At 52.3% G+C, this 21206-nt stretch carries 24 protein-coding genes and 1 pseudogene; 13 read left to right on the top strand and 12 right to left on the bottom strand.

Annotation, left to right across the window (positions count from 1 at the left end; genetic code table 11):
* Window positions 1-12 precede the first annotated feature (12 nt).
* Complete coding sequence (locus B3B59_RS11500; protein ID WP_040075483.1) at window positions 13-1665, bottom strand: MFS transporter; 1653 nt, start codon at window positions 1663-1665, stop codon at window positions 13-15.
* Between the two features lie 250 nt (window positions 1666-1915).
* Between B3B59_RS11500 and B3B59_RS11495 the strand changes: the two genes are divergently transcribed.
* Both B3B59_RS11495 and B3B59_RS11490 read left to right on the top strand, forming a co-directional pair.
* Complete coding sequence (locus tag B3B59_RS11495) at window positions 1916-2113, top strand: hypothetical protein (protein WP_046885321.1); 198 nt, start codon at window positions 1916-1918, stop codon at window positions 2111-2113.
* A gap of 1 nt (window position 2114) precedes the next feature.
* On the top strand, window positions 2115-2936 hold the full coding sequence (locus tag B3B59_RS11490; protein WP_046885322.1) for a hypothetical protein: 822 nt from the start codon (window positions 2115-2117) through the stop codon (window positions 2934-2936).
* A gap of 39 nt (window positions 2937-2975) precedes the next feature.
* On the opposite strand, the gene B3B59_RS11485 is transcribed toward B3B59_RS11490, so the two are convergent.
* Window positions 2976-3248 carry a CsbD family protein gene (locus tag B3B59_RS11485; RefSeq protein WP_040075486.1) on the bottom strand — a complete coding sequence of 91 codons (273 nt, stop codon included), beginning with the start codon at window positions 3246-3248 and terminating at the stop codon, window positions 2976-2978.
* Window positions 3249-3465: 217 nt separating this feature from the next.
* On the opposite strand from B3B59_RS11485, the gene B3B59_RS11480 reads away from it, so the two are divergent.
* Both B3B59_RS11480 and aldA read left to right on the top strand, forming a co-directional pair.
* Window positions 3466-4269 (top strand): YdcF family protein, encoded by an 804-nt coding sequence (locus tag B3B59_RS11480; protein ID WP_040075487.1) that lies wholly within the window; start codon window positions 3466-3468, stop codon window positions 4267-4269.
* Window positions 4270-4467: 198 nt separating this feature from the next.
* Window positions 4468-5907 (top strand): aldehyde dehydrogenase, encoded by a 1440-nt coding sequence (aldA, locus tag B3B59_RS11475; RefSeq protein WP_040075488.1) that lies wholly within the window; start codon window positions 4468-4470, stop codon window positions 5905-5907.
* 168 nt (window positions 5908-6075) lie between these two features.
* On the opposite strand, the gene B3B59_RS11470 is transcribed toward aldA, so the two are convergent.
* Both B3B59_RS11470 and gap read right to left on the bottom strand, forming a co-directional pair.
* Window positions 6076-7002, bottom strand: a complete 927-nt coding sequence (locus tag B3B59_RS11470) for an alpha/beta hydrolase (protein ID WP_286809029.1) — start codon at window positions 7000-7002, stop codon at window positions 6076-6078.
* A 103-nt stretch (window positions 7003-7105) separates the two neighbouring features.
* Window positions 7106-8107: a type I glyceraldehyde-3-phosphate dehydrogenase gene (gap, locus tag B3B59_RS11465; RefSeq protein ID WP_046885324.1), complete on the bottom strand. Its 1002-nt coding sequence runs from the start codon at window positions 8105-8107 to the stop codon at window positions 7106-7108.
* A 185-nt stretch (window positions 8108-8292) separates the two neighbouring features.
* Between gap and cybB the strand changes: the two genes are divergently transcribed.
* Both cybB and B3B59_RS11455 read left to right on the top strand, forming a co-directional pair.
* Complete coding sequence (cybB, locus tag B3B59_RS11460; protein ID WP_040075490.1) at window positions 8293-8823, top strand: cytochrome b561; 531 nt, start codon at window positions 8293-8295, stop codon at window positions 8821-8823.
* A 222-nt stretch (window positions 8824-9045) separates the two neighbouring features.
* The gene (locus tag B3B59_RS11455; RefSeq protein ID WP_052452747.1) at window positions 9046-10371 is read left to right on the top strand and encodes an MFS transporter; all 1326 of its coding nucleotides are present in this window, start codon (window positions 9046-9048) and stop codon (window positions 10369-10371) included.
* A 76-nt stretch (window positions 10372-10447) separates the two neighbouring features.
* Here B3B59_RS11455 and B3B59_RS11450 read toward each other — a convergent pair whose 3' ends face one another.
* The gene (locus tag B3B59_RS11450; RefSeq protein WP_207291795.1) at window positions 10448-10645 is read right to left on the bottom strand and encodes a hypothetical protein; all 198 of its coding nucleotides are present in this window, start codon (window positions 10643-10645) and stop codon (window positions 10448-10450) included.
* A gap of 146 nt (window positions 10646-10791) precedes the next feature.
* Window positions 10792-10974: a general stress protein gene (locus B3B59_RS11445; protein ID WP_040075491.1), complete on the bottom strand. Its 183-nt coding sequence runs from the start codon at window positions 10972-10974 to the stop codon at window positions 10792-10794.
* A 635-nt stretch (window positions 10975-11609) separates the two neighbouring features.
* Between B3B59_RS11445 and B3B59_RS11440 the strand changes: the two genes are divergently transcribed.
* Entirely contained in the window at window positions 11610-12029 is a 420-nt protein-coding gene (locus B3B59_RS11440; RefSeq protein WP_040075493.1) for a translesion error-prone DNA polymerase V autoproteolytic subunit, read from the top strand.
* 1 nt (window position 12030) lies between these two features.
* Window positions 12031-13293: a Y-family DNA polymerase gene (locus B3B59_RS11435; RefSeq protein WP_286809028.1), complete on the top strand. Its 1263-nt coding sequence runs from the start codon at window positions 12031-12033 to the stop codon at window positions 13291-13293.
* A 110-nt stretch (window positions 13294-13403) separates the two neighbouring features.
* Here the strand turns inward: B3B59_RS11435 and B3B59_RS11430 are convergent, their stop codons facing one another.
* On the bottom strand, window positions 13404-14597 hold the full coding sequence (locus B3B59_RS11430) for a zinc-dependent alcohol dehydrogenase (RefSeq protein ID WP_040075495.1): 1194 nt from the start codon (window positions 14595-14597) through the stop codon (window positions 13404-13406).
* Window positions 14598-15099: 502 nt separating this feature from the next.
* On the opposite strand from B3B59_RS11430, the gene B3B59_RS11425 reads away from it, so the two are divergent.
* Window positions 15100-15285, top strand: a complete 186-nt coding sequence (locus B3B59_RS11425) for a general stress protein (RefSeq protein WP_046885327.1) — start codon at window positions 15100-15102, stop codon at window positions 15283-15285.
* A gap of 102 nt (window positions 15286-15387) precedes the next feature.
* On the opposite strand, the gene B3B59_RS11420 is transcribed toward B3B59_RS11425, so the two are convergent.
* A complete protein-coding gene (locus B3B59_RS11420) occupies window positions 15388-15930 on the bottom strand; it encodes a DUF3916 domain-containing protein (RefSeq protein WP_286809027.1) in 543 nt (180 codons plus the stop codon).
* 62 nt (window positions 15931-15992) lie between these two features.
* Entirely contained in the window at window positions 15993-16418 is a 426-nt protein-coding gene (locus B3B59_RS11415) for a helix-turn-helix domain-containing protein (protein WP_040075497.1), read from the bottom strand.
* Window positions 16419-16857: 439 nt separating this feature from the next.
* Here B3B59_RS11415 and B3B59_RS11410 point away from each other — a divergent pair, with 439 nt between their 5' ends.
* Together B3B59_RS11410 and B3B59_RS11405 are read left to right on the top strand one after the other, a co-directional pair.
* On the top strand, window positions 16858-17250 hold the full coding sequence (locus tag B3B59_RS11410) for a hypothetical protein (protein ID WP_046885328.1): 393 nt from the start codon (window positions 16858-16860) through the stop codon (window positions 17248-17250).
* A 146-nt stretch (window positions 17251-17396) separates the two neighbouring features.
* Window positions 17397-17606: a DUF6434 domain-containing protein gene (locus B3B59_RS11405; RefSeq protein ID WP_286809026.1), complete on the top strand. Its 210-nt coding sequence runs from the start codon at window positions 17397-17399 to the stop codon at window positions 17604-17606.
* Window positions 17607-17681: 75 nt separating this feature from the next.
* On the opposite strand, the gene B3B59_RS11400 is transcribed toward B3B59_RS11405, so the two are convergent.
* Window positions 17682-18119, bottom strand: coding sequence for a glyoxalase (locus tag B3B59_RS11400; protein ID WP_233803414.1), 438 nt, complete (start codon window positions 18117-18119; stop codon window positions 17682-17684).
* Between the two features lie 245 nt (window positions 18120-18364).
* On the bottom strand, window positions 18365-18871 hold the full coding sequence (locus B3B59_RS11395) for an AAA family ATPase (RefSeq protein WP_286809025.1): 507 nt from the start codon (window positions 18869-18871) through the stop codon (window positions 18365-18367).
* A 419-nt stretch (window positions 18872-19290) separates the two neighbouring features.
* Between B3B59_RS11395 and B3B59_RS11390 the strand changes: the two are divergent.
* Window positions 19291-19865, top strand: a pseudogene (locus B3B59_RS11390) (histidine phosphatase family protein); the annotation flags it as partial.
* 183 nt (window positions 19866-20048) lie between these two features.
* On the opposite strand, the gene B3B59_RS11385 reads toward B3B59_RS11390, so the two are convergent.
* Complete coding sequence (locus B3B59_RS11385; RefSeq protein ID WP_286809024.1) at window positions 20049-20294, bottom strand: hypothetical protein; 246 nt, start codon at window positions 20292-20294, stop codon at window positions 20049-20051.
* Between the two features lie 393 nt (window positions 20295-20687).
* Here B3B59_RS11385 and B3B59_RS11380 point away from each other — a divergent pair, with 393 nt between their 5' ends.
* Window positions 20688-21125, top strand: coding sequence for a hypothetical protein (locus tag B3B59_RS11380; RefSeq protein WP_286809023.1), 438 nt, complete (start codon window positions 20688-20690; stop codon window positions 21123-21125).
* The last annotated feature ends 81 nt before the right edge of the window (window positions 21126-21206 follow it).

The raw sequence follows: 21206 nt of genomic DNA, 5'->3' as shown, positions 1-21206 counted from the left end.
TTTTAACATCCATTATTTACTGCCTGTTGCCCTTTTCAACGCCAGCCTGGCCGTGATACGCAGCCGCAGCAATCGCCATAAAATCCAGAGCAGGGTGACGGTCGCAATTCCCGCCGTCAGAAGATAAGTATCGTTATAAGCCAGAATATTTGCCTGCAGCGTGCTGACAGTTTGTAGCTGGGTGGCGGCCTGGGTGCTCAGCAATGCGCTGTCGCCAATCAGGCTGCGATACATCTGGCTGTAGAGCTGCAACCGTTCATTCACCAGCGGATTCAGGGTCGTGAGCTGATCCGCCAGCATGCTGGAGTGGTACTTCTCGCGCCAGGTCTGGAAGGTCCCGAGGATCGCCGAGCCCAGCAAGCCGCCAATGTTCTGGCTCATCCCAAACAGCACCGAAAAGCTCACCAGGTTACGTGGATCGGCAATGACGCCGCCAATGCCGGCCAGCATCGCAGGGGCAAGGAAGAAGGCGCTACCGAAGCCGAGCAGGAACTGGCTCAGCATGAGCTGATCCGGGCGGGTCAGGCTGGTGGACTGGCTATCGAGCAGCGAGGCCACAATCATCAACACCAGCGAGGTAACAATCGGCCAGGCGAGCTTTGTGGGTTTGATGGTCAGGCAACTGACGGTGATGCCGCAGGCGATACCGGCGAAGATCGACCAGGCCAGGTGGGTCATCTGCTCGTTTTGCAGTCCCACATATTGCAGCCAGCCGATCACACCGGTGTTCTGTTCCGCCAGCACAATGCGGATCAGCAGCATAATCAGCCCCAGACGCACAATGCTGCCGCTGGAGAGCCAGCGCGTGTTCAGCAGCGGATTGCTGCGGTTGTGCTCAAAGACAATCGCCGTCACGATCAGCACCAGGGACAGCGCCAGAGACCAGCCGATCCAGGGGGTTTCAAACCACCACTCAAGCCTGCCCAGCGACAGCACCGCACACAGCAGCGCCATACCCGGCGCCAGCAAAATAAAGGTGATGAAATCTTTCTTCTCAAACACTTTTCGCCGATCGCCGGGGGGCAGCTTCAGGGCGATAACGCAGCCCAGCGAAATCAGCGCCAGCCCCAGTTCAAACAGATACAGGCCGCGCCACTCTTCTAGCTGCAACAGCTCGGTAGAGAAGAGGCGGGCGATAGGAATGGCCAGTGACGAACCGGTGATGCCGATGGTCAGGGCTTTTAAGCGGTGTTTGGCGGGCCAGGCCTGAATCTGATAATAGATCCCAAGCGAACTCAGCGCCGCCGCTACCATGCCGTGGGCGGCGCGCACCATCAGCGCAGAGCTAAGATCGTTCACAAACAGGTGAAAGAACGTCACCAGCACATAGAGCACCAAAAAACCTTCGGTGAATGCGCGCAAGCCAAACTGCTGGCGAAACTTCACCAGCAGCAAGTTAATCGAGACGTTCGTCATGACGTAAACCGCAGGTAGCCAGGCGATCTCCGTTGACCAGGCGGCAAAGGTGCCCTGCAGGTTTTGCAGGTTCGCCGAAACCATCGCATTGCCCAACGCCCCGGTTAGGCAGACCAGCAGCCCGACAATGCCGTAAGCCACGCGTTTGGGGGTGCTGTGCACGGGGGTTGACGGCGATCCCAGCAGCATCGGTTTTTCATGGGGCTGCCACTCGCGAGGAGCATAGGGGTCGCGTTGAGGCAGGCGCATAAGGGTTGTTACCTATAGTTTTGTTGAATAGTTAGAGGGCTAATGATTCTATGTCTGACGCAATTACAAATTCAAGTGAAGATGATACGAGTCAGTTAATCAAATGTGCTGCAATTTACATGATTAGCGGGCCGGTCTGCCGCTATTTCCCTTCCAGGCACGCTTTTACCCTCATTTTCAGCATATCCTTAATGCAGCGGGGGCAAGCCTCTACCACGCTTATCTTTTTCACTATAAGGATAGCCATAATATGAGACGCATATTCAGCTCCCTCTTTTCCAGTCCGGAATCTTTACTGCAGGTCATGAGCCAACAAGAGATCATCGAAGCCGTCGAAGACGGCGATCGTATTATTATCGATCAAGATGGTAACGCATCGGTTAACTTCAAAAGCAAAGCGGTGCGCGAGGATTTTCTGCGCCATGTGACCGCGCTGAAGAGGGCGTAACGTGGGAACGGCGATATTTATGGTATTGATGGTCTGTGGATACTGGTACACCAGCCGCGACCTCTCCACCCGATTCAAAATTAAGCGCTCTTTCGGTTGGGATGTCTATTTCCTTGTCGCCCTTTACGGCTGTATTTTCGTGTTGCAAGGGGTTCTGGCGACAGGGCTGCTCTGGTTACTGCTGCTGATGCTCTCCTTCCTCGCCAACAAATTCCACTTCGCACCTGAACGCTATGCCGACTGGCAAGTGGACTTTATGAACTGGAGTTTTCTCGGTATCCAGGCGCCGGTGGTGGTGATGCTGGCTTTTGCCATCCTCTTTTGTCTCTACCGCTCAAACTGGGCCGGTAGCGCCCGGCTCGATGGTGAAGGCAGGAAAATGCTCTATAAACGGCTGGCGCAATCCAGCGGGATTGAGCAGCTGCTTTATCAATGTATGGAGGCGGGGGAGCTGGCACTGGTGACCCTCAAGTCGCGCCGGATTTATGTCGGGATGGTGCATACCGCGAGTCTGGAATATGAAAAAACGGCCAATATCGTTCTGATCCCGATGTTAAGCGGCTACCGCGATGGCAAGACGATGAGTCTGTGTATTGAGCATAACTACAGTCGCTGGTATGCCGATCATGACATTACCCTGGATTCAGAACCCGAAAGCGCGATGGCCTTCAGAAGGGTGATTATGCTCGATCAGGTTGAGAGTCTGGCGCTTTTTGACCCAGCCAGCGCGAGTTCGCTGGAGCTGGCGCAGCGTGCCGACGTCAATAATGAAGAGTCAGAATATCCAGCGGAGGAAGAGAAGCCTGATATGGCGGAGAGATGACTAACGAATAAATAAAAAAGGGCCCGAAGGCCCTTAGTCTTACTTACGGCCCAACAGCAGGCCCAGCACGACACCCACTGCACCCGCGGCAATTAAGCCACTCAGTGGATTATTTTTCACGGTATCCGTCACGTCAGTCAGGACATCGCTGGCTTTCGCAGCGTATTTACGACCCGCGCCTTTGAACTCATGCTCAGGGGAGTCGAAAACTTTACCAAATTGCTGCTGCGCAGCGCCGGCTGCTTCATCCAGTTTGTTTTTGGCTTTTTCGCCCGCATACTTTGCGTCATTATCGATATTTTGGTCTGACATAGCATTCTCCTTTGATGTTCAGGATTAAGCATAGACCCGAATTTAGATCAGCATCGAAGAATGAGAATCATACCTGGAGCAACTCAGGTAAATAAGCCGAGGCTATGCCCGTTCCACTATCCTTATAAGGTAACCCTCGTTTCGGCTTTCAGAGAGATCCTCTATTCATGGCCGACCTGCACGTTACCCTGAGCTAAAGAGATGGAAGGAGGTAACGATGACGCTAACAATCTTCCCGTGTTTGCCGGATAAAACGCTGGCAGCGGTAAATACCCTTGGCGTGTGGCTTGCGGAAGAGCACTTAACGCACTCGGCGGCGCCTCCACAGGCCGATCTGGTGGTGCTGGCAGGGAATGCGGTGATCCCGTCAATCGATGCGGCCTGCCGTCTGGCAGCCGATCTCAACGTTCCGCTGTTGATAAGCGGCGGTATTGGCCACTCCACTACCTTTTTATACGCCGCCATTGCGCAGCACCCGCTTTATAACAGGGTGCGGACCACCGGTAAGGCCGAGGCCGCCATCCTGGCGGAGATCGCTCAGCAGTTCTGGCATATTCCGGCTGAACGGGTGGTGATAGAAGATCAGTCCACCAACTGCGGTGAGAATGCGCGCTTTAGCTGGGCGCTGATGCAGCATCATCCGCTGCCGGCGAGCCGGGTGATTGTGGTGCAGGACCCCACCATGCAGCGCCGCACCATGGCGACCTTCGCTCGCGTCTGTCGGGATGAACCGGCTGCGCCGCAGTGGATCAGCCATCCGGGCCTCGTACCGCAGTTGCAGAACAGTGAAGATGGCCTGGTATTCAGCGGCGGTGGCGAAGGGCTGTGGCCGGTAGAGCGCTATTTATCGCTGGTACTGGGCGAGCTGCCGCGCCTGCGCGACGATATCAATGGCTATGGCCCGGCAGGACACGACTTTATCGCGCACGTTGATATTCCCCGGGATGTGGAGGCGGCCTGGCAGATCCTGCGTAACGACGCCGTTCTCACCGACGCCCTGACCAGTCGCTCACTGTTGTAATTTTCTGCCCGTTTGCGATGGCTTTTTCGCAAACGGGCATTCTTTGTTACCGAGATGTAATGACAATAGGTTGCTGACGCGATTCTTTTTTGAGATGTCTCACAAAAACAGCGCGATACAGTAGGAATGCGGGTCTGTATCTGTAGTTTTTAACAATAATTTTACTTGTTAAAAACAGTGTAATTACAGGAGCAGGTCATGACAGTACCCGTACAACATCCTATGTATATCGATGGACAGTTTGTAGCCTGGCAGGGTGATGCCTGGATTGATGTGATCAACCCGGCTACCGAAGAGGTCATTTCCCGTATTCCCGATGGTAGCGCTGAAGATGCCCGCAAGGCGATCGACGCGGCTGAACGCGCTCAGGCTGGCTGGGAAGCGCTGCCTGCTATCGAACGCGCTGGCTGGTTACGTAAAATTTCAGCGGGCATTCGTGAGCGCGCCAGCGAAATTAGCGCCCTGATTGTCGCTGAGGGCGGCAAGATCCAGCAGCTGGCCGACGTTGAAGTGAACTTCACCGCTGACTATATCGACTATATGGCCGAGTGGGCGCGTCGCTACGAAGGAGAGATCCTGCAAAGCGATCGCCCGGGTGAGAACATTTTGCTGTTCAAACGTGCTCTCGGTGTCACCACCGGCATTCTGCCGTGGAACTTCCCGTTCTTCCTGATTGCCCGCAAACTGGCGCCGGCGCTGCTGACCGGTAATACCATTGTCATCAAGCCGAGCGAGTTCACGCCGAATAACGCCATCGCCTTCGCTAAAATTGTGGATGAGATCGGCCTGCCGAAAGGGGTCTTTAACCTGGTGCTGGGTCGCGGTGAAACCGTGGGTCAGGAGCTGGCGGGCAACCCGAAAGTGGCGATGGTCAGCATGACCGGCAGCGTAGGGGCGGGCGAGAAGATCATGACCGCAGCGGCGAAAAACATCACCAAAGTTTGCCTGGAGCTGGGCGGTAAAGCCCCGGCCATCGTGATGGATGATGCTGACCTGGAGCTGGCGGTGAAGGCTATCGTCGATTCACGGGTGATCAACACCGGGCAGGTCTGTAACTGCGCCGAGCGCGTGTATGTCCAGAAAGGGATTTACGACCGCTTTGTCAATCGCCTGGGCGAGGCGATGAAAGCCGTGCAGTTCGGCAATCCGGCCGAGCGCAACGATATTGCTATGGGGCCGCTGATCAATGCCGCGGCGCTGGAGCGCGTCGAGCAGAAAGTGGCGCGCGCGGTGCAGGAGGGGGCGAAAGTGGTGCTCGGCGGTAAAGCGGTAGAGGGCAAGGGCTATTACTACCCGCCGACGCTGCTGCTGGATGTGCGCCAGGAGATGACCATCATGCACGAAGAGACCTTCGGTCCGGTGCTGCCGGTGGTGGTGTTCGACACCCTGGACGATGCGCTGGCCATGGCGAACGACAGCGACTACGGTCTGACCTCGTCTATCTACACCCAGGATCTCAACGTGGCGATGAAAGCCATCAAAGGGCTGAAGTTCGGCGAAACCTACATCAACCGCGAAAACTTCGAGGCGATGCAGGGCTTCCACGCTGGCTGGCGGAAATCGGGGATCGGCGGGGCGGATGGCAAACATGGTCTGCATGAGTATCTGCAGACGCAGGTGGTCTATTTGCAGTCCTGATAGCAACGGCAACCCGAAGTTAGTTATGCCTGATAGTTAAGCACGGTGGAAGGGTTCCGTTCACCCCAGAAGAGATGCCTGAGTGAACGGAATCTTTCCACTTGAGTGACGTAGAAATACCGGATTGCTTAACTGACGGGCATGACAACCGCCAGGTGGCCGTTTTACTTATACCTTTGTCGCAATCCAGTTCATCATCAACTCCGGCCAGATGGCCGCCGGCAATCCCTGCGCATCGCGTATGCCGAATCCATGCTTGCCGCGCTCAAACAGATGCATCTCCACCGGTACGCCCAGCCGACGCAGGGCGTTAAACATCACCAGGCTGTTCTCCACTTTTACCGCCGGGTCGTCCACGGCATGCAGCAAAAACGTGGGCGGGGCGTCGGCACTGGCGCGATCTTCCAGCGAGTAATGGCGAATCTGTTCCGCGGTTGGCGTATCACCAATCAGCTCATGGCGCGAACCGGGATGGTCGATATCTGCGTGCATCGTGATCACCGGGTAGACCAGCGCCATAAAGGCCGGGCGGGCGTCATGCTCGTCGATGGCATCCCGCGGTGTGTAGACCGGTTCATCATGCCGCGTACCGAGGCTCGCGGCGACGTGCCCCCCCGCCGAGAAGCCGAGTACGCCGATGCGGCTTGCGTCGAGCTTCCACTCGGCCGCTCTGGCGCGAAGGGTGCGCATGGCGCGTTGCACGTCGGCCAGCGGCGCATTGGCACCCTCCTCGTGGCCGTCGCCGGGCATCCGGTAGGTCATCACAAACAGGGTATAACCGCGCTGATTAAAGAACGAGGCGAGGGCGCTGCCCTCTTTATCGAGCACCACGCGGCGATAAGAGCCACCCGGTGCAACCAAGATCCCCACGCCGTTCGGCCGGGCAGGGGCATAGACGGTGATCTGCGGAGCGCGCACCCCGGTCACGGAACGATCGTAGTCAGAGGTGCCAGTATGTTTCGGTTCGGGGGTAAAGACCGCATCGCTGGCGGCGGCACCCGGCGCTTCGCCTTCGGGCCAGATGTGGAAGGTCGTGGCCTGGCTGACGGCCTGCGCCATCTGGCGTTCGAGTGTTTCGCGGCTGAGTGATTCCATAACAACGCTCCTTCTGAAGTAAGTGGTTGTTATAACAGAGTCACGAAAGGGAAAACTTGCACCTATTCACAAGGCGCGGACAGCAGGGCTGCCCGCGATGCGATTACAGTGCGGCAAATTTATCCAGCGTGCGCACCAGTTGGGTGACAAAGCCATATTCGTTGTCATACCAGGCGACGGTTTTTACCAGTTGCACATCACCGGCGTCGGTCACTTCGGTCTGGGTGGCATCAAATACCGAACCAAAATGCGAGCCGATCACGTCGGAAGAGACAATCTCTTCGTCGGTATAGCCGAAGGACTCATTGCCCTCGGTGGCTTTTTTCAGCGCCTGGTGGATCTCCTCCACGGTCACTTTTTTCTCCAGAATCGAGACCAGTTCAGTCACGGAGCCGGTCTTCACCGGTACGCGCTGGGCGTGCCCCTTCAGTTTGCCGCTTAGCGCCGGGATCACCAGCCCAATGGCCTTCGCCGCGCCGGTGGTATGGGGAATAATATTCTCTGCCGCCGCCCGGGAAGCGCGCAGATCCTTACCGCGCGGGCCATCCACCAGCGCCTGGGTGCCGGTATACGCGTGGATGGTGGTCATGGTGCCCACCTTTATGCCGAATGCGTCATGCAGCACTTTGGCCAGCGGCGCCAGGCAGTTGGTGGTGCAGGAGGCGACGGAGATAATGGTGTCGCTGGCGTCGATGGTGTCGTCATTAACGTTAAAGACGATGGTTTTCATCTCCCCGGCCGGCGCAGAGATCAGCACTTTTTTCGCGCCCGCCTCAATATGTGCCTGTGATTTTTCCTGAGAGGTGTAAAAACCGGTGCACTCTACCACCAGATCGACCCCGGCCGCTTTCCACGGAATATGGCTCGCCTCTTTTTCGGCATACACCGAGATCGATTTTCCATCGACAATCAGCGAATCTTCGGTGAAATCCACACTCCAGGGGAAGGGGCCATAGTTTGAATCGTGCTTTAACAGGTAGGCCAGAACTTTGGGGGAGGTTAAATCGTTAATTGCGACTACGGTGTTGCTGTCTTTCGTCTCCAGCAGGCGGCGAAGTACCAGGCGTCCAATGCGTCCAAATCCGTTAATACCAATTTTACTCATGGTGTGCTCCTGAATGAACGTAACGATACGTTGAACCTCTCCAGGATTAGACTATGAATCTTGCCAGGGCAACTGAATATGCTTCATGTGACGGGAAGTTTTTGAAAATCCATAGAGAAAACTTAATGAATTTTTAAGTAAAGGTGGTTATGTTGACGCTTTCGACGTTTCGTTCAGGAAAATGTATGCGCAATAAATATACCGGCCTGCAAATCAGCATTCACTGGCTGGTCTTTCTGCTGGTGATCGTGGCCTACTGCGCCATGGAGTTCCGCGGCCTGTTTCCGCGCTCGGCCCGCCCGGTCATTAACATGGTTCACGTCTCTTGCGGCATCTCTATTCTGGTGCTGATGGTGACGCGCCTGCTGGTGCGCCTGAAATACCCGGCGCCGCCTATCGTGCCGAAGCCGAAATCGATGTATATCGGGCTGTCGCATCTGGGGCATCTCCTCATTTATCTGCTTTTTATTGCGCTGCCGCTGATTGGGCTGGTGATGATGTATAACCGTGGCAATACCTGGTTTGCTTTTGGGCTGGGTATGCCGCACGCGGCAGAGTCCAATTTTGAGGTGGTGGATCTGCTGAAGAGCTGGCATGTCACCCTCGCGAAGGCGGGTTACTTTATTATTGGCATTCACGCCTTTGCCGCGCTACTGCACCACTATTACTGGAAAGACAACACCCTGCTGCGTATGATGCCGAAAAAGCGTTCCTGACCGCACGCCAGGCGCCGTTCAAACCCGCTACCCGTAGCGGGTTTTTGTTTTTCTCGCGTCAGTTCACATTTTCATCTTTCGCGCTGGGTATTTTACGCCTAAAGGGTATATCTATAATAGAAACACTGTCGCGCGTTCATCCTGTCCGGCATTTGCTGGTATGATCGTCAGGCCGCTTCGCGTTCCACCGCCCGCCAGTCGGCACCCTGCAAAGGAGAGAGTATGAACCCCTCAGCTCAGCCCTCATTAGATCGCGCGGTATCCGAAAAGGAGATCCCCGTGGCCCGCAAACTCCGTAAGGTGCTGCTCGCCACCGGCGTTGGCCATTTTGTCGAATGGTTCGATTTTGGGCTTTACGGTACGCTGGCCGCGATTATTGGCCTGCAGTTCTTTCATGCGGAGAGCCCCGCGGTAGCGCTGCTGTCGTCGTTTGCGGTATTTGGTGCCGGGTTTGTCATGCGCCCGCTTGGGGGACTCTATTTCGGCTCGCTTGGAGATCGCATAGGCCGACGCAAGGTACTGGCGACGGTGATCCTGCTGACCTCTGGCGCGACCTTTGTGATGGGGCTGCTGCCCACCTTTTCGCAGATTGGCATCACCGCCACGGTGCTGCTGGTGATCACCCGCCTGATTCAGGGATTTGCCGCCGGGGGCGAAAGCGCCGGTGCGACCACGTTCCTTGCGGAATATGCGCCTGACGCGCGCCGCGGTTACTTTACCTGCTGGATAGACAACTTTGGATTCATGGCCTTTGTTGCCGGTTCCGGGCTGGTGTTCTTGCTTACCGCAGGGTTGGGTGAGGCGGCAATGAACGACTGGGGCTGGCGCATTCCGTTTTTGATCGCCGGGCCGCTGGGTTGGGTGGGGCTGTACCTGCGAAACCAGCTTGAAGACTCCCCCGAATTTCTCGAAACGCTCAAGAGCGGTAAAACCGAAGCCGCGCCGCTGCATGCTGCCGTAACCAAAGCCTGGGGCGCGCTCTTCTTCTGCGTCGGTTTTGTGGTGATCAAAGCGGTAGGGCACTGGACGCTGCAAACCTTTATGCCCAGCTATCTCTCTACCGAGATGCACTATTCGAAGCTGGATTCTTATGCCATCACCACCCTCGGGCTGTTTGGCATTGCGGTCATGGTGCCTTTTATGGGGTATCTCTCGGATAAATTTGGCCGTAAGCCGCTAATGCTGGCCGGGTGCGCCGGTTTTATCCTCTTTACTTACCCGGCAATGATGGTAATGGCCAATGGCGATATGCTCTCTGCGGTGCTGGCCATGCTGCTGCTGGGTGCCTTTATCGCCGCCTTCGATGGCGCCTGCAGCGCGGCAATGGCCGAACTGTTTCCTACCCGTATTCGTTACGGTGGGATGGCGATTGCTTACAACCTGGCGGTGGCCTTCTTTGGTGGCATCACGCCGTGGTTCTCTGCCTACCTGATGACCGCGACCGGCAATCCATTCTCGCCAGCGCTGTATGTGATGGGCGCGGCGCTTATCACCTTCCTGACGGTACTGCGCGCCAGAGAGACGGCAGGGCTGCCGCTGCGCCGCTAAGGCCATAAAAAAAGCCCGGAGTGACGCTCCGGGCTAAGCAAAAAACACAAAACGCATTTCACTACTCAACAGCTGATTACTTGATTTCACGTCTGGCCATGGTGTCTACCAGCCAGTTCTGGAGCGGGTCGAGCTCCAGCGTAGATTCGTGGGTAGGGTCGTCCAGCTTTCTGGCGACCTGCATCCCGGGGCCACTTTCCGGCGAACGGAGCAACTCGCTATCACCCGCCATCATCCAGCCAACATCGTCACCGCAACGATGACTGTTACGCACATTACGAACTCGTCGTCTTAAATGCAGCATAATCAACCTCCGCAAATTCAATCAGGTCTCAGGGCATTTATTTACGCATATTTACGCACGGTGCTAAATTTATTTCTGGCTACCATTAAGAGCGGCCAAAGAATATATTGGAACTTTTATTCTGCAGCTTTACGACCACCGCCGCGGCTATTTTGTCCGCCTTTTTTGCCCGCTTCAGATGCGCGCTGTGGATCGTTTTTAAAGTTTCCACCACTGCGCTGTCCACCTTTGCGCCCGGCCGCGGACGCACGCTCACGGTCTGCTGCAAAATTACCGGAACCGCCTCGATGTGTTGTCATAAACGTTCTCCTGATTTCAATATAGATATTCCAGTGTAGGGAATGAAACACTCCGCAAGGTTGCAGAAATAAATGTAGACCGAACGGTGAAATGATCAAGTAAGCCAGCCAGGGCATTATTTTAGCGTGCATTAAATATGCTAATAATATATCGCGGTAGATAAAGGAGTTAGCGCGGGAAATATAAGTTTCGCCTGGTTTACCGCCGTAGGGGAGGAGTGGAAAACCTGACAAAAGTGAAGGTTTTGTGGAAAATTAAGATTTGTCCTGGATGCGCTAACGCAGATTCCGGAGGCACGCAGGGTGACATTTTCTTAGGCTGAACTGTCAATTACGCGCCAGGCCGCGGTGTACGACGCATGGATAAATCTGTCGAAAATCTGAACGGATTGATAAATGCGTAGGAGGCAATTTCTCTTTGCTACCCCTTATAGCCGTTTTCTTATTCATTTCAGTGGTCATGATTAGCCTGCTGTTTTTTTATTCTGCCCCGGATTTACAAATTTTAATTTTCTGCAAAGAGAAACAGTTAGCTGCGGCCTGGCGAAAGCATAACCAGCCGCGGCAAAAATGCCGCTTGATCGTCTTCGTCATTGAAACTACTGTATATAAAAACAGTATAAGAGGCGTGTATAATGATGTTGTACAGACCCGCAGAGTTGCGCGAAGTAATAGCGCTCCCCCTATTTAGTGATTTAGTTCAGTGTGGCTTCCCCAGCCCGGCGCAAGATTATGTCGAGCAGCGTATCGATCTGAATGCACTTTTAATCCAGCACCCCAGCGCGACCTATTTTGTGAAAGCAGCGGGGGATTCGATGATTGACGCCGGGATTGGCGACGGCGATTTGCTGGTGGTTGATAGCGCCAGAAAGGCGGACCACGGAGATATCGTGATTGCCGCCATTGAAGGCGAATTTACGGTGAAGCGCCTGCAGCTGCGCCCCCGGATCCAGCTCAACCCCATGAACAGTGCCTACTCACCGATTGTGATCGGCAGCGAAGCGTCGCTCGATATCTTCGGCGTGGTCACCTATATCATCAAAGCGACCCACTAGCATGTTTGCCCTCTGTGATGTGAATTCATTTTACGCGTCATGTGAAACCGTCTTCCGCCCGGATCTTCAGGGACGGCCGGTGGTGGTGCTGTCGAATAATGACGGCTGTGTGATTGCCCGCAGCGCCGAAGCAAAGGGGCTGGTAACAATGGGAGCGCCGTACTTTAAGCAGAAAGAGATTTTTCGCCGGCATAACATTGTGGCCTTCAGCAGCAACTACGAGCTGTATGCCGATATGAGCGCCAGGGTGATGGATACCCTGGAGCTGCTGACGCCGCGCGTAGAGATCTACTCCATCGACGAAGCCTTTTGCGACCTGACGGGGGTACGTAACTGCCGTGACCTCACGGAATTTGGCAAGGAGATCCGCGCCACCGTGAAGCAGCATACTCACCTGACCGTCGGGGTCGGAATTGCACCCACGAAAACGCTCGCCAAGCTGGCGAATCATGCGGCAAAAAAATGGCAGACCCAGACGGGCGGCGTGCTGGACCTGTCGAATATTGATCGTCAGCGCAGGCTGATGGCCGCGCTGCCAGTCGAGGAGGTCTGGGGCGTGGGGCGACGCATCGGCAAACGGCTGGAGGCGATGGGGATCCGCACGGCGCTGGATCTGGCCGATACCCACATCGGGGTGATCCGCAAACATTTCAGCGTGGTGCTGGAGCGTACCGTGCGGGAACTGCGCGGGGAATCGTGTCTGGGGTTTGAAGAATTTGTTCCCGACAAGCAGGAGATCGTCTGCTCGCGCTCCTTTGGTGAGTGGGTGAGCGACTATGAGTCAATGCGCCAGGCGATATGCAGCTATGCCTTTCGCGCGGCGGAAAAGCTGCGTAAAGAGCATCAGTACTGCCGGTTTGTCTCCGCCTTTGTGAAAACTTCGCCCTTTGCCCTGAACGAGCCCTATTACGGGAACAGCGCCTCGGTAAAATTGCTGACGCCCACCCAGGACAGCCGTGACCTCATCAACGCGGCGACCCGCTGTCTGGATAAAATCTGGCGAGAAGGGCATCGCTATCAAAAAGCGGGGGTGATGCTGGGCGATTTTTTCAGCGTTGGTGTGGCGCAACTGAATCTCTTTGATGAAGCGCCGCCCCGGCATAACAGCGAAGCGCTAATGACGATAATGGATAAGATGAATGAGAAAGGGCGCGGCACGCTCTATTTTGCCGGGCAGGGGATTCAGCAGCAGTGGCAGATGAAGCGGGAGATGCTCTCACCGCGGTATACGACCCGAATAGGGGATTTGCTGCGCTGTCGTTAAATCGATGAGGGCCATCCAGGTTCGCCGTAAAGGCGGACGTAAGAAGACGATACTCAAAGCCCTACGCCCGGTACTGGCGTAGGGCTTATCCATGACAGGGCCGACAGGCCTCAGACTGTCGCCTTTCCGGTTGCCATGCCCGGCACCAGAATGATTTTGCGACACATCTCCTCTTTCTTTTCAAAGATCTCATACCCGCGTGCTGCCTCTTCCAGAGGAAGATGATGGGTAACAATCTCTTCTGGCGTCAGCAAGCCTTGCTCAATCAGATTCAATAAGTCCGGTAAATAGGCATGCACATGCGTCTGCCCCATTTTGAAGGTCAGCCCTTTATCGAACGCATCGCCAAACATAAACGCATGAATGAAACCGGCGTATACGCCCGGCACGCTGACGATCCCGCCCCGGCGAACCGCGGCGATACACTGTCTTATCGCTTTCCCGCTGCTGCCTTCAATTTTCAGGTTACTGAGCACCGTCTCGGTGAGGCTGCCTTTCGCTTCAAAACCAACGGCGTCAATTACGGCATCGACGCCACGATGGCCCGCGGTGTTCTCAATAATCCACTGGGCCGGATCGTCGTTTTTATCGAAATTGACAGGAATGGCACCATAACGCTGTTTTGCAAATTCGAGCCGGTAGTCGTTATGATCGATGATGAAAATCTGCTCTGCGCCACTGAGACGAGCACAGGCTGCACTTAAGAGCCCGACAGGCCCGGCACCATAGATCGCCACGCTTGAACCCTGCGTGACTTCGGCATTCTTAACCGCTTGCCAGGCGGTAGGCAGAATATCTGAAAGGAAAAGCACTTTTTCATCGGACAGGGTGTCAGGGACTTTAAATGGCCCGGTATTAGCCTTCGGCACCCGGACATATTCCGCCTGACCGCCGGGGATGCCACCATACATATCGCTATAACCAAACAGCGCGGCGGGCGGGGTAATGCCCTTACGGTTTAGTATTGCGCCCCTGCCGCTGTTGGTACTTTCACATGCCGCGTATTGATGCAGATGGCAGAAGAAGCAATCGCCGCAGGCGATAACAAACGGCACCACCACCCGATCGCCCTTTCGCACCGCAGTGACCTGTGACCCGGTTTCAACGACTTCACCCATAAATTCATGGCCAAAGATATCGCCATGGTGGGTGCCGGGAATTTTTCCGCGATACAAGTGAAGGTCTGAACCGCAGATGGCCGTCGCCGTCACGCGAAGGATAATGTCATCAGCTGCCTGCAGCCCAGGATCGGGCTGATTGTCGACGCTGACATGATGAGGACCATGGTAGGTAAGTGCTTTCATTAATGATTCTCCAGTGAATATTCGATAGCGAGTTCAGGAGGAATATTCATTCAGGGATGCTGGCAGAATGAATCTTATTAACTATAAAGCCTAGAGCAAAAATGACGCCTTCACCTAAAAAACCTGACGGGAGAGATTAATCTCTTTGTATTCAATGACTTTTTGCAGCGTAAATAATCGGTTATTAACGCAGCGGTAATATGGAAGTATTAAGCGAAGCGCAGATTGAGTTTGGAGATATTTCCGCCTCCCTTTTAATTTAAGCATTCCAGCCATGAGAGTAATCCTAATATTCTGGCAACGAGCGAACCTTGCTAGCGGCATTTTATTAAAGCGATGCGGTAATGCGAGATATAATAAGAAAAGTCTGGTGCGCCTTAGCGAAATATAGAGTTGACTGTTTATAGATAGGGGCTAAATTTAACTATCAAACGACGAGCGATACAAATAAGCAGGTTTATTTGTATCTACTGACATAAACGAAACGAAAGAGGTTTAAGATATGGCAGAACATCGTGGTGGTTCCGGTAATTTCGCTGAAGACCGTGAAAAGGCATCTGAGGCCGGACGTAAAGGCGGTCAGCACAGCGGAGGGAGTTTCAAGGACGATCCGCAACGTGCGTCGGAAGCAGGGAAAAAAGGGGGGCAGAACAGCCACAGCGGTGGCCGTAGCTCTGGTAAGTCATAATTCCCTGAACTGATAGTGATATCAGATAAAAAACTGCGAGTCTTTTGGCTCGCAGTTTTAATTTGTGCAGGCAGAAACTTTTAATCAAATGAATGAAACTCTTTAAGTCACTTGACCATAGTACCAGCGTTCTCCCGTGAACCACTCATCCCAATCTTCACTTCCATAATAAGCGAGTGAGATGCCTATTTCCTGTACGTTATCTGGCAAAACGAGTCCCCATTCGGCTGCAAGGCTACGATCTTTGATCAAAGCGGAAGCACCATTCTCAGAACGATCTTCAGTTATAAAGCCTTGATAATATTCTTCGGAGCGATAAAGACAGACCTCGCTTGTAAACATATCCGGCAGACATACTACAGCGGTAATTCGAGGACTATAATTTATGCTGGCAGTAGCAGTTATAAGGTTTGAACAAGCATTAATTAAAGCTTGTGCACAAGCTGCTTTAGTTTTAAACGTGCTGTATTTCCCCTCAATGAGATTGATATCCACTGGGATTTTGAAATTCCAGTAATGCTGCTCTTCTGGAAAGACGCTACGTTCAAGGTTATGAAAAGTACCAGCCCAACGATTAAGCGCTTTTATGCGTCGAGGTATATTTCTGACTTTGGTTCTATAATCTCTATTAAGTCGTCTACTCATGAGTAATGTACCTATTATCTACCTCAACGATTCACGTTCTGCCTTCTATACAAGATATTGCCTTAACATTTATACCGTCCAGGCGTCACGCCAAATACACGGCGAAATAGGGCAATAAAAGCGCTCACATTGTCATAGCCCAGATCCAGCGCGATTGCCGTTACAGGCTGGCCCGCAGCCAAAAGCTCGAGAGCCCTGAGCAAGCGCACGCGTTGTCGCCATTCAGTGAAATTAAAGCCAGTTTCAGCGCTGAATCGCCGCGTGATCGTCCGTGGCGATGTCCCGGCCCAGGCTGCCCACTCTTCAAGACTGCGGTTATCGTCTGGCCGTTCTGAAAGAGCGCGTGCAATCTTGCGGAGTCGGACATCCTTGGGCATTGGCAGACCGAGATGAGTCAGCGGAAGCGATTGGATCTCGTCAAGAATGACACCGGCCAACCGTGCCTGCGATGCAGTAAAAGCATTTCCTTTCCAGCTCGCCGCCCGCATTACGGCTTCGCGCAGCAGGCCTGTAAAAGAGAAAATACAGGGTTTCTCAGGTAACTCTTTGCAGGCAGAAGCGGCGACATAGACACTCCAGCCTGAGTAGGGGCCATGCGAATATAAACCGTGCGGTAAAGCTGGAGGTATCCAGACTGCATGCGTTGCTGGCACTACCCAGAGACAATTACCGGCATCAACTGTTAGCAGTCCATGTTCGGCTCCCAGTAACTGTCCACGAGCATGGTGATGACGGGGTGTTTCCCTTACCACACCTGACTGGCTTATCACGGCGAAGAGATCCGGTCCTTCATGAGAGGAAGCCAGAGATAATGGAATCATGGGAACAGTCATATTTGGCGCTTTAAGGGTATTGAATGTCTTTTATAACGCATCAAGGCCAGTAATTCGACTGTAAAATGCTCGCAACATTTAGTGAGGAGCACACATGGAAACCATTACTATTGATAAGGTTCTGGATGAACTAATTAACCAGCAGAAGCTGCCCCTTGAAAAGGTCATCGATCGGTACTTTAGCCCCAGCTATCGGCAGCGTACAAATGGCTGCTGGGAAGATCGTGAAGGGTTTGCTCAACATGCACGTAAGCTTCGGGAAATCTGCGCTTTTGCACGGATCGATGTACTTGACGAGCTTCGTGAAAGAAATCTTTACGCCACCAGGCACCGCGTACTGTGCACTAAGCGCGACGGTTCAGAAGTTGTCATGGAAGTCTATATGTTCGCAGAGACAGACGAGTCCGGTCGCTTCCTGCGGATTGAAGAAACCACGCTTATGCTTAAAGGTACAGAAAGCGATCACGATTTAGGGAGTGCTAAATAAGAGCCTTCAAAACAGCAATGAGGTAGATTTTTCGCACATAGCGGACCTGCAGCTCATTGAGTCTGTGCGCATTGTGCCAGAAGCGGACATATTAAAGTTAGTGTGGTAGCTTTTAAGCAATTACCCTTGTTTCCGGGAATAAATAAATGAAAACAGACTGGCATGGTTCTTCTTTAGATCGCACAACTGTCGTCGATGACAACTACAAAAATACACAAAATGTTCGTCGTTTCATGATTGATGAATGTGGTCCAAATTTTAAATTTGATCGTGCATTTATGGGCTGGATAAGAAATGATATTCCCAAAAATTTAGGTGATGTGGTAGATGAGTGGAAGCGCAGAAATACACTATAAGATTAATCCTGTAGGTTGTTCACAGATGCTATAGACCAGCGTACATATCCGCTCCGCGCCGGAAGCGGATTTTACTTAGCTACGGAGCCAGGGTGTTACCGTAAGTCCGGTGAGTAATCCTTCCGGGCTGAGTAAGCGCGTAACTGTTTGCCCCCAGGGTTCTGTGCGTTTAGCTACCAATAAGTGATAACCTTTATCACTCAAGATATGGGTGGCCAAATCAAGATCCTGAACCTCGTATTCAATCCAGCCCTGCGGCTTACTCAGATGAGACGGCCACTGCGGGATACCAAAACACGAGGTAGCAGCCTGTGAAAGTGGCCATACCGCAAAATGTTTAACGCCCTCAAGCTTCCCTTCTTCAGATAAAAGATATTCACTGTTGCCATCCATTGCTTTAAGCGGCAGGCCCAGCGTATCGATATAAAACGCGGTGCCCGATTCTGCTGTTACCGAGACGGGACCAAATCCAGCAATAAATAACACTTCGATTCCTGATGAATTCAGCGCCATAACTCTTCCTTTGTTGTCAGAAAACTGATTTAAAATTATATACTAGTTCTGCTGAACTAATTAATATTTAAGTCAAAATCATACGTTCACCATGCATGATTTCCTTTCTGCTTCAAAGCAGGAACCATCCTGTAAGGGTTTTCCCTCTAACCGGACGTTGAGTTCATTTTAGTATCCTGTATGGCCTTAAAAGATCGAGCGTTGTTAAAGCCGCCAGTTGGCGGCTTATCTGTTGAAAGGAAAATTCAGCTGTATTCAACAATATCAAAACCTTCATCTGCCATCGGCTCTGAGAAGTAACGCGTTATAATTTCGAATTGTTGATCTGTAGCCGAAAATTCATGCCCACCTTCCGTATTACGCACGCGTAGGCGGGATTTACATACCTCATCTGATACGTTCAGATAGTGCAGCTTATGCCTGGCACCTGACTCCTTAATGATGTGCATCATCCATTCACGATTAGCTTGTGTGTTTGCCGGAAAATCCAGAACAACCGATAACCCTGCTTTGAGAAGTGATACCAGATGAGGCTTCACAGCATTTTTGAGCCTTGAGGAATACTGGACATAATCAGATATGGAGTGCATTTCTTTAGCAAAGAGAGCAGCCAGCCAATGATCCTCACTGACAACGACGGTGCCGGGTGATGCTCCCAGCTTTGCTGACAGTGTGGATTTACCTGATGCAATTTTTCCACATAACAGGTGCAAAGTAGGTTGTTCTGATGGGGTTACTGTAGCGGTGTCCATTGTTTACCTCACTGGTTAATTTCCGGTAAGGCCCGCCTTACCGGCGGGAAAATGGCGAACGTTATCCCACCTGAGTCAGACAGGTGATAATAATTGAATGGAATAGAAATGATTGTGTTTTCATTGTCATTCAAGTTATCAGGGCTTGAATGACAAATCAGCACTTTTTTACTTATACATATAACGTCCGCTTCTCGCTCATAGCGGACCTGCAACGCAGTGAGTTTGTCCGCTTTGTGCCGGGCACAGGCGTCATCCACAGTGGCCTCAGGCATTTCTGCGGGAACACAGCGTAACGGCATTCAACTACACTTATTGATTCGTCCTTAGCAGAAAAGCATTCCACTGCATCAGCCAGTTGTATTTGATATCGCGAAGTCTGGAGCATTTAAACCAACAAGTTGCATGGTCCTTTAACGATGAAAGTGATTTTTGTTCGACACGCGGAAACAGAGTGGAATTCGAGAGGAATTATTCAGGGACACAGTGATAGCGCACTGACCCATCGGGGTGCGCGCGAAACATCTGCCTTACTGGCAGCGCTTGCAGCAAGTGATTACCAGATAGAATGCATTTACGCGTCTCCGCTTGGGCGTGCCTGGCAATGGGGCAGCGCCTGGCTGAGTGCTTTCACTGCTCGTTGCTGGCAGAAGCAGCCCTTAAAGAACAGGCATTCGGGCAGTTTGAGGGGATGTCAGCAAATCATCTCCTACAAAATCATCCTGACGACGCAGAGGCGTTATTCAGGTTTGATGCCGCGTACTGCCCACCTGGTGGAGAGTCTCTTGCGCATGCTTCTCAGCGAGTCATAAGTTTTTTACACAGTCTGGAGGCAAGCTCACATCATCAAACAATATGTATTGTGTCTCACGGGCACGTCAGTCAGGGCGTTATTGCCACCTTCAAAGAAGGTGCTGTCGATAATTTCTCCTGGTACGCTCAACCCAACGCGAGCTACTCCGTTTTCGAGTTGATAAATGGACGATGTATTGCTGTAAGATGGGGGATTGCCACACATTTACTTCATCTCGAACGATAATGCTTTGGGCTTCGATATTCCATAGTGGCGTTGGTGCAGACATCGTGAATAAGATCCTTATCCATTTCTCGCTCATAAAGGATCTTCAATGCCAGTGCATGCTTGCCTTGTACCTGAAATGGACAACAAACACATATATTATTTTAACTTCTCAAGGATGGCTCTGAACAGTTCGATGGTTCTCCAGATGTCATCATGTGTATCCCCATCCCATTCAGGAACTGTCGCCAATTCAGCTTTGAGCTCCTTTAGCAAGATATGCGCATCGGCAATTTCATCCTTTCTACATTTCGATGCAATACGAGATATCGCACTCGAAGGGAGGCGAGAGTATGGTGAAAAAGTGGTGCGCTCGGCCGCAATTAATTTTTGTAATTTACGCATATGATCGATATACCCAAAGCACTGGTTGGGATAATAAAAAGTTATGCCAGATGCTATTTTTCCTGAATCAGGGAGTTAAGGAAATAGTAGAAACTTAAATTTCTGCTTCTCACTCATTATAGACCTTCAGCTTCAGGCAGTTGTCCCACTGGTACCATTACCTGACGTTATATTCTTTTATGTTAATACCTTTTCTACGCGTAGCCCCATAACGTACTGCAACCCCCTTACCGAACGCCTCTCCACAGAACCCCCTTCCCGCGAGGGATGTTTACATAACGCAAATCGCAATTGTAAATATTCATATTTCTTTGTAAGGTTATTTGAAGTTCACGGCTTTTAAATCTACTCTTATTTTTCATCGCGAAATTACGCAGGGCTCATAGAAGCCTTATGACAGGCACAAAAGAGTATCAGAACAGCAATGAAAGGGGTTTTATGGAGTGGAAGATAGTTGAGATTGTTGCTAGCCCGGATACGGGTACGATTTTTGGAAAGGTAGAGACACCCTATGGCCTCAATTATATCCTGTGGTTCAAAGGGGATTATTACGTAAGTACCGGGGAAGTCGTCACGATGACTGAGAAAGGGATCCTGATTGATAATCGATGGAAACGCGTATGGATTGCACATGCAATGCCTTATTCATCAATACGTTGGCTGGGTTTTCGGATGAAGAATGAATGTCCGGGTAACCGCCGGGAAGTGGGTCAGATATGCGATCGTGAATTGCCGTGCCAGTTTAAACATTGCCCATTTGGACTCATGAGGGACAACGCAGTGAGTTATTATCCTTTGAAAATTAACAATTCTGGAAGAAATACTCTCTGAGTTACAAACCACGGTACCGTATTCGTCGTCATGTGCCCCGGGCAAAATGGTTAATACGGGATAGCGCGAGCAAGGGAGTTT

Origin of the sequence: Leclercia sp. UBA2479, assembly GCF_002341985.1 — a bacterium.
GTDB lineage: Bacteria > Pseudomonadota > Gammaproteobacteria > Enterobacterales > Enterobacteriaceae > Enterobacter > Enterobacter pneumoniae.
Note: the sequence above shows the minus strand (reverse complement) of the source record. Positions and strands in the feature narration are given on the sequence as shown.

Coding starts and splice junctions, on each gene's coding strand:
- B3B59_RS11500 (WP_040075483.1), bottom strand. CDS start 1,665: ATGCGCCTGCCTCAACGCGACCCCTATGCTCCTCGCGAGTGGCAGCCC.
- B3B59_RS11495 (WP_046885321.1), top strand. CDS start 1,916: ATGAGACGCATATTCAGCTCCCTCTTTTCCAGTCCGGAATCTTTACTG.
- B3B59_RS11485 (WP_040075486.1), bottom strand. CDS start 3,248: ATGTCAGACCAAAATATCGATAATGACGCAAAGTATGCGGGCGAAAAA.
- B3B59_RS11480 (WP_040075487.1), top strand. CDS start 3,466: ATGACGCTAACAATCTTCCCGTGTTTGCCGGATAAAACGCTGGCAGCG.
- aldA (WP_040075488.1), top strand. CDS start 4,468: ATGACAGTACCCGTACAACATCCTATGTATATCGATGGACAGTTTGTA.
- B3B59_RS11470 (WP_286809029.1), bottom strand. CDS start 7,002: ATGGAATCACTCAGCCGCGAAACACTCGAACGCCAGATGGCGCAGGCC.
- gap (WP_046885324.1), bottom strand. CDS start 8,107: ATGAGTAAAATTGGTATTAACGGATTTGGACGCATTGGACGCCTGGTA.
- cybB (WP_040075490.1), top strand. CDS start 8,293: ATGCGCAATAAATATACCGGCCTGCAAATCAGCATTCACTGGCTGGTC.
- B3B59_RS11455 (WP_052452747.1), top strand. CDS start 9,046: ATGAACCCCTCAGCTCAGCCCTCATTAGATCGCGCGGTATCCGAAAAG.
- B3B59_RS11445 (WP_040075491.1), bottom strand. CDS start 10,974: ATGACAACACATCGAGGCGGTTCCGGTAATTTTGCAGCAGACCGTGAG.
- B3B59_RS11440 (WP_040075493.1), top strand. CDS start 11,610: ATGATGTTGTACAGACCCGCAGAGTTGCGCGAAGTAATAGCGCTCCCC.
- B3B59_RS11435 (WP_286809028.1), top strand. CDS start 12,031: ATGTTTGCCCTCTGTGATGTGAATTCATTTTACGCGTCATGTGAAACC.
- B3B59_RS11430 (WP_040075495.1), bottom strand. CDS start 14,597: ATGAAAGCACTTACCTACCATGGTCCTCATCATGTCAGCGTCGACAAT.
- B3B59_RS11425 (WP_046885327.1), top strand. CDS start 15,100: ATGGCAGAACATCGTGGTGGTTCCGGTAATTTCGCTGAAGACCGTGAA.
- B3B59_RS11420 (WP_286809027.1), bottom strand. CDS start 15,930: ATGAGTAGACGACTTAATAGAGATTATAGAACCAAAGTCAGAAATATA.
- B3B59_RS11415 (WP_040075497.1), bottom strand. CDS start 16,418: ATGCGGGCGGCGAGCTGGAAAGGAAATGCTTTTACTGCATCGCAGGCA.
- B3B59_RS11410 (WP_046885328.1), top strand. CDS start 16,858: ATGGAAACCATTACTATTGATAAGGTTCTGGATGAACTAATTAACCAG.
- B3B59_RS11405 (WP_286809026.1), top strand. CDS start 17,397: ATGAAAACAGACTGGCATGGTTCTTCTTTAGATCGCACAACTGTCGTC.
- B3B59_RS11400 (WP_233803414.1), bottom strand. CDS start 18,119: ATGGCGCTGAATTCATCAGGAATCGAAGTGTTATTTATTGCTGGATTT.
- B3B59_RS11395 (WP_286809025.1), bottom strand. CDS start 18,871: ATGGACACCGCTACAGTAACCCCATCAGAACAACCTACTTTGCACCTG.
- B3B59_RS11385 (WP_286809024.1), bottom strand. CDS start 20,294: ATGCGTAAATTACAAAAATTAATTGCGGCCGAGCGCACCACTTTTTCA.
- B3B59_RS11380 (WP_286809023.1), top strand. CDS start 20,688: ATGACAGGCACAAAAGAGTATCAGAACAGCAATGAAAGGGGTTTTATG.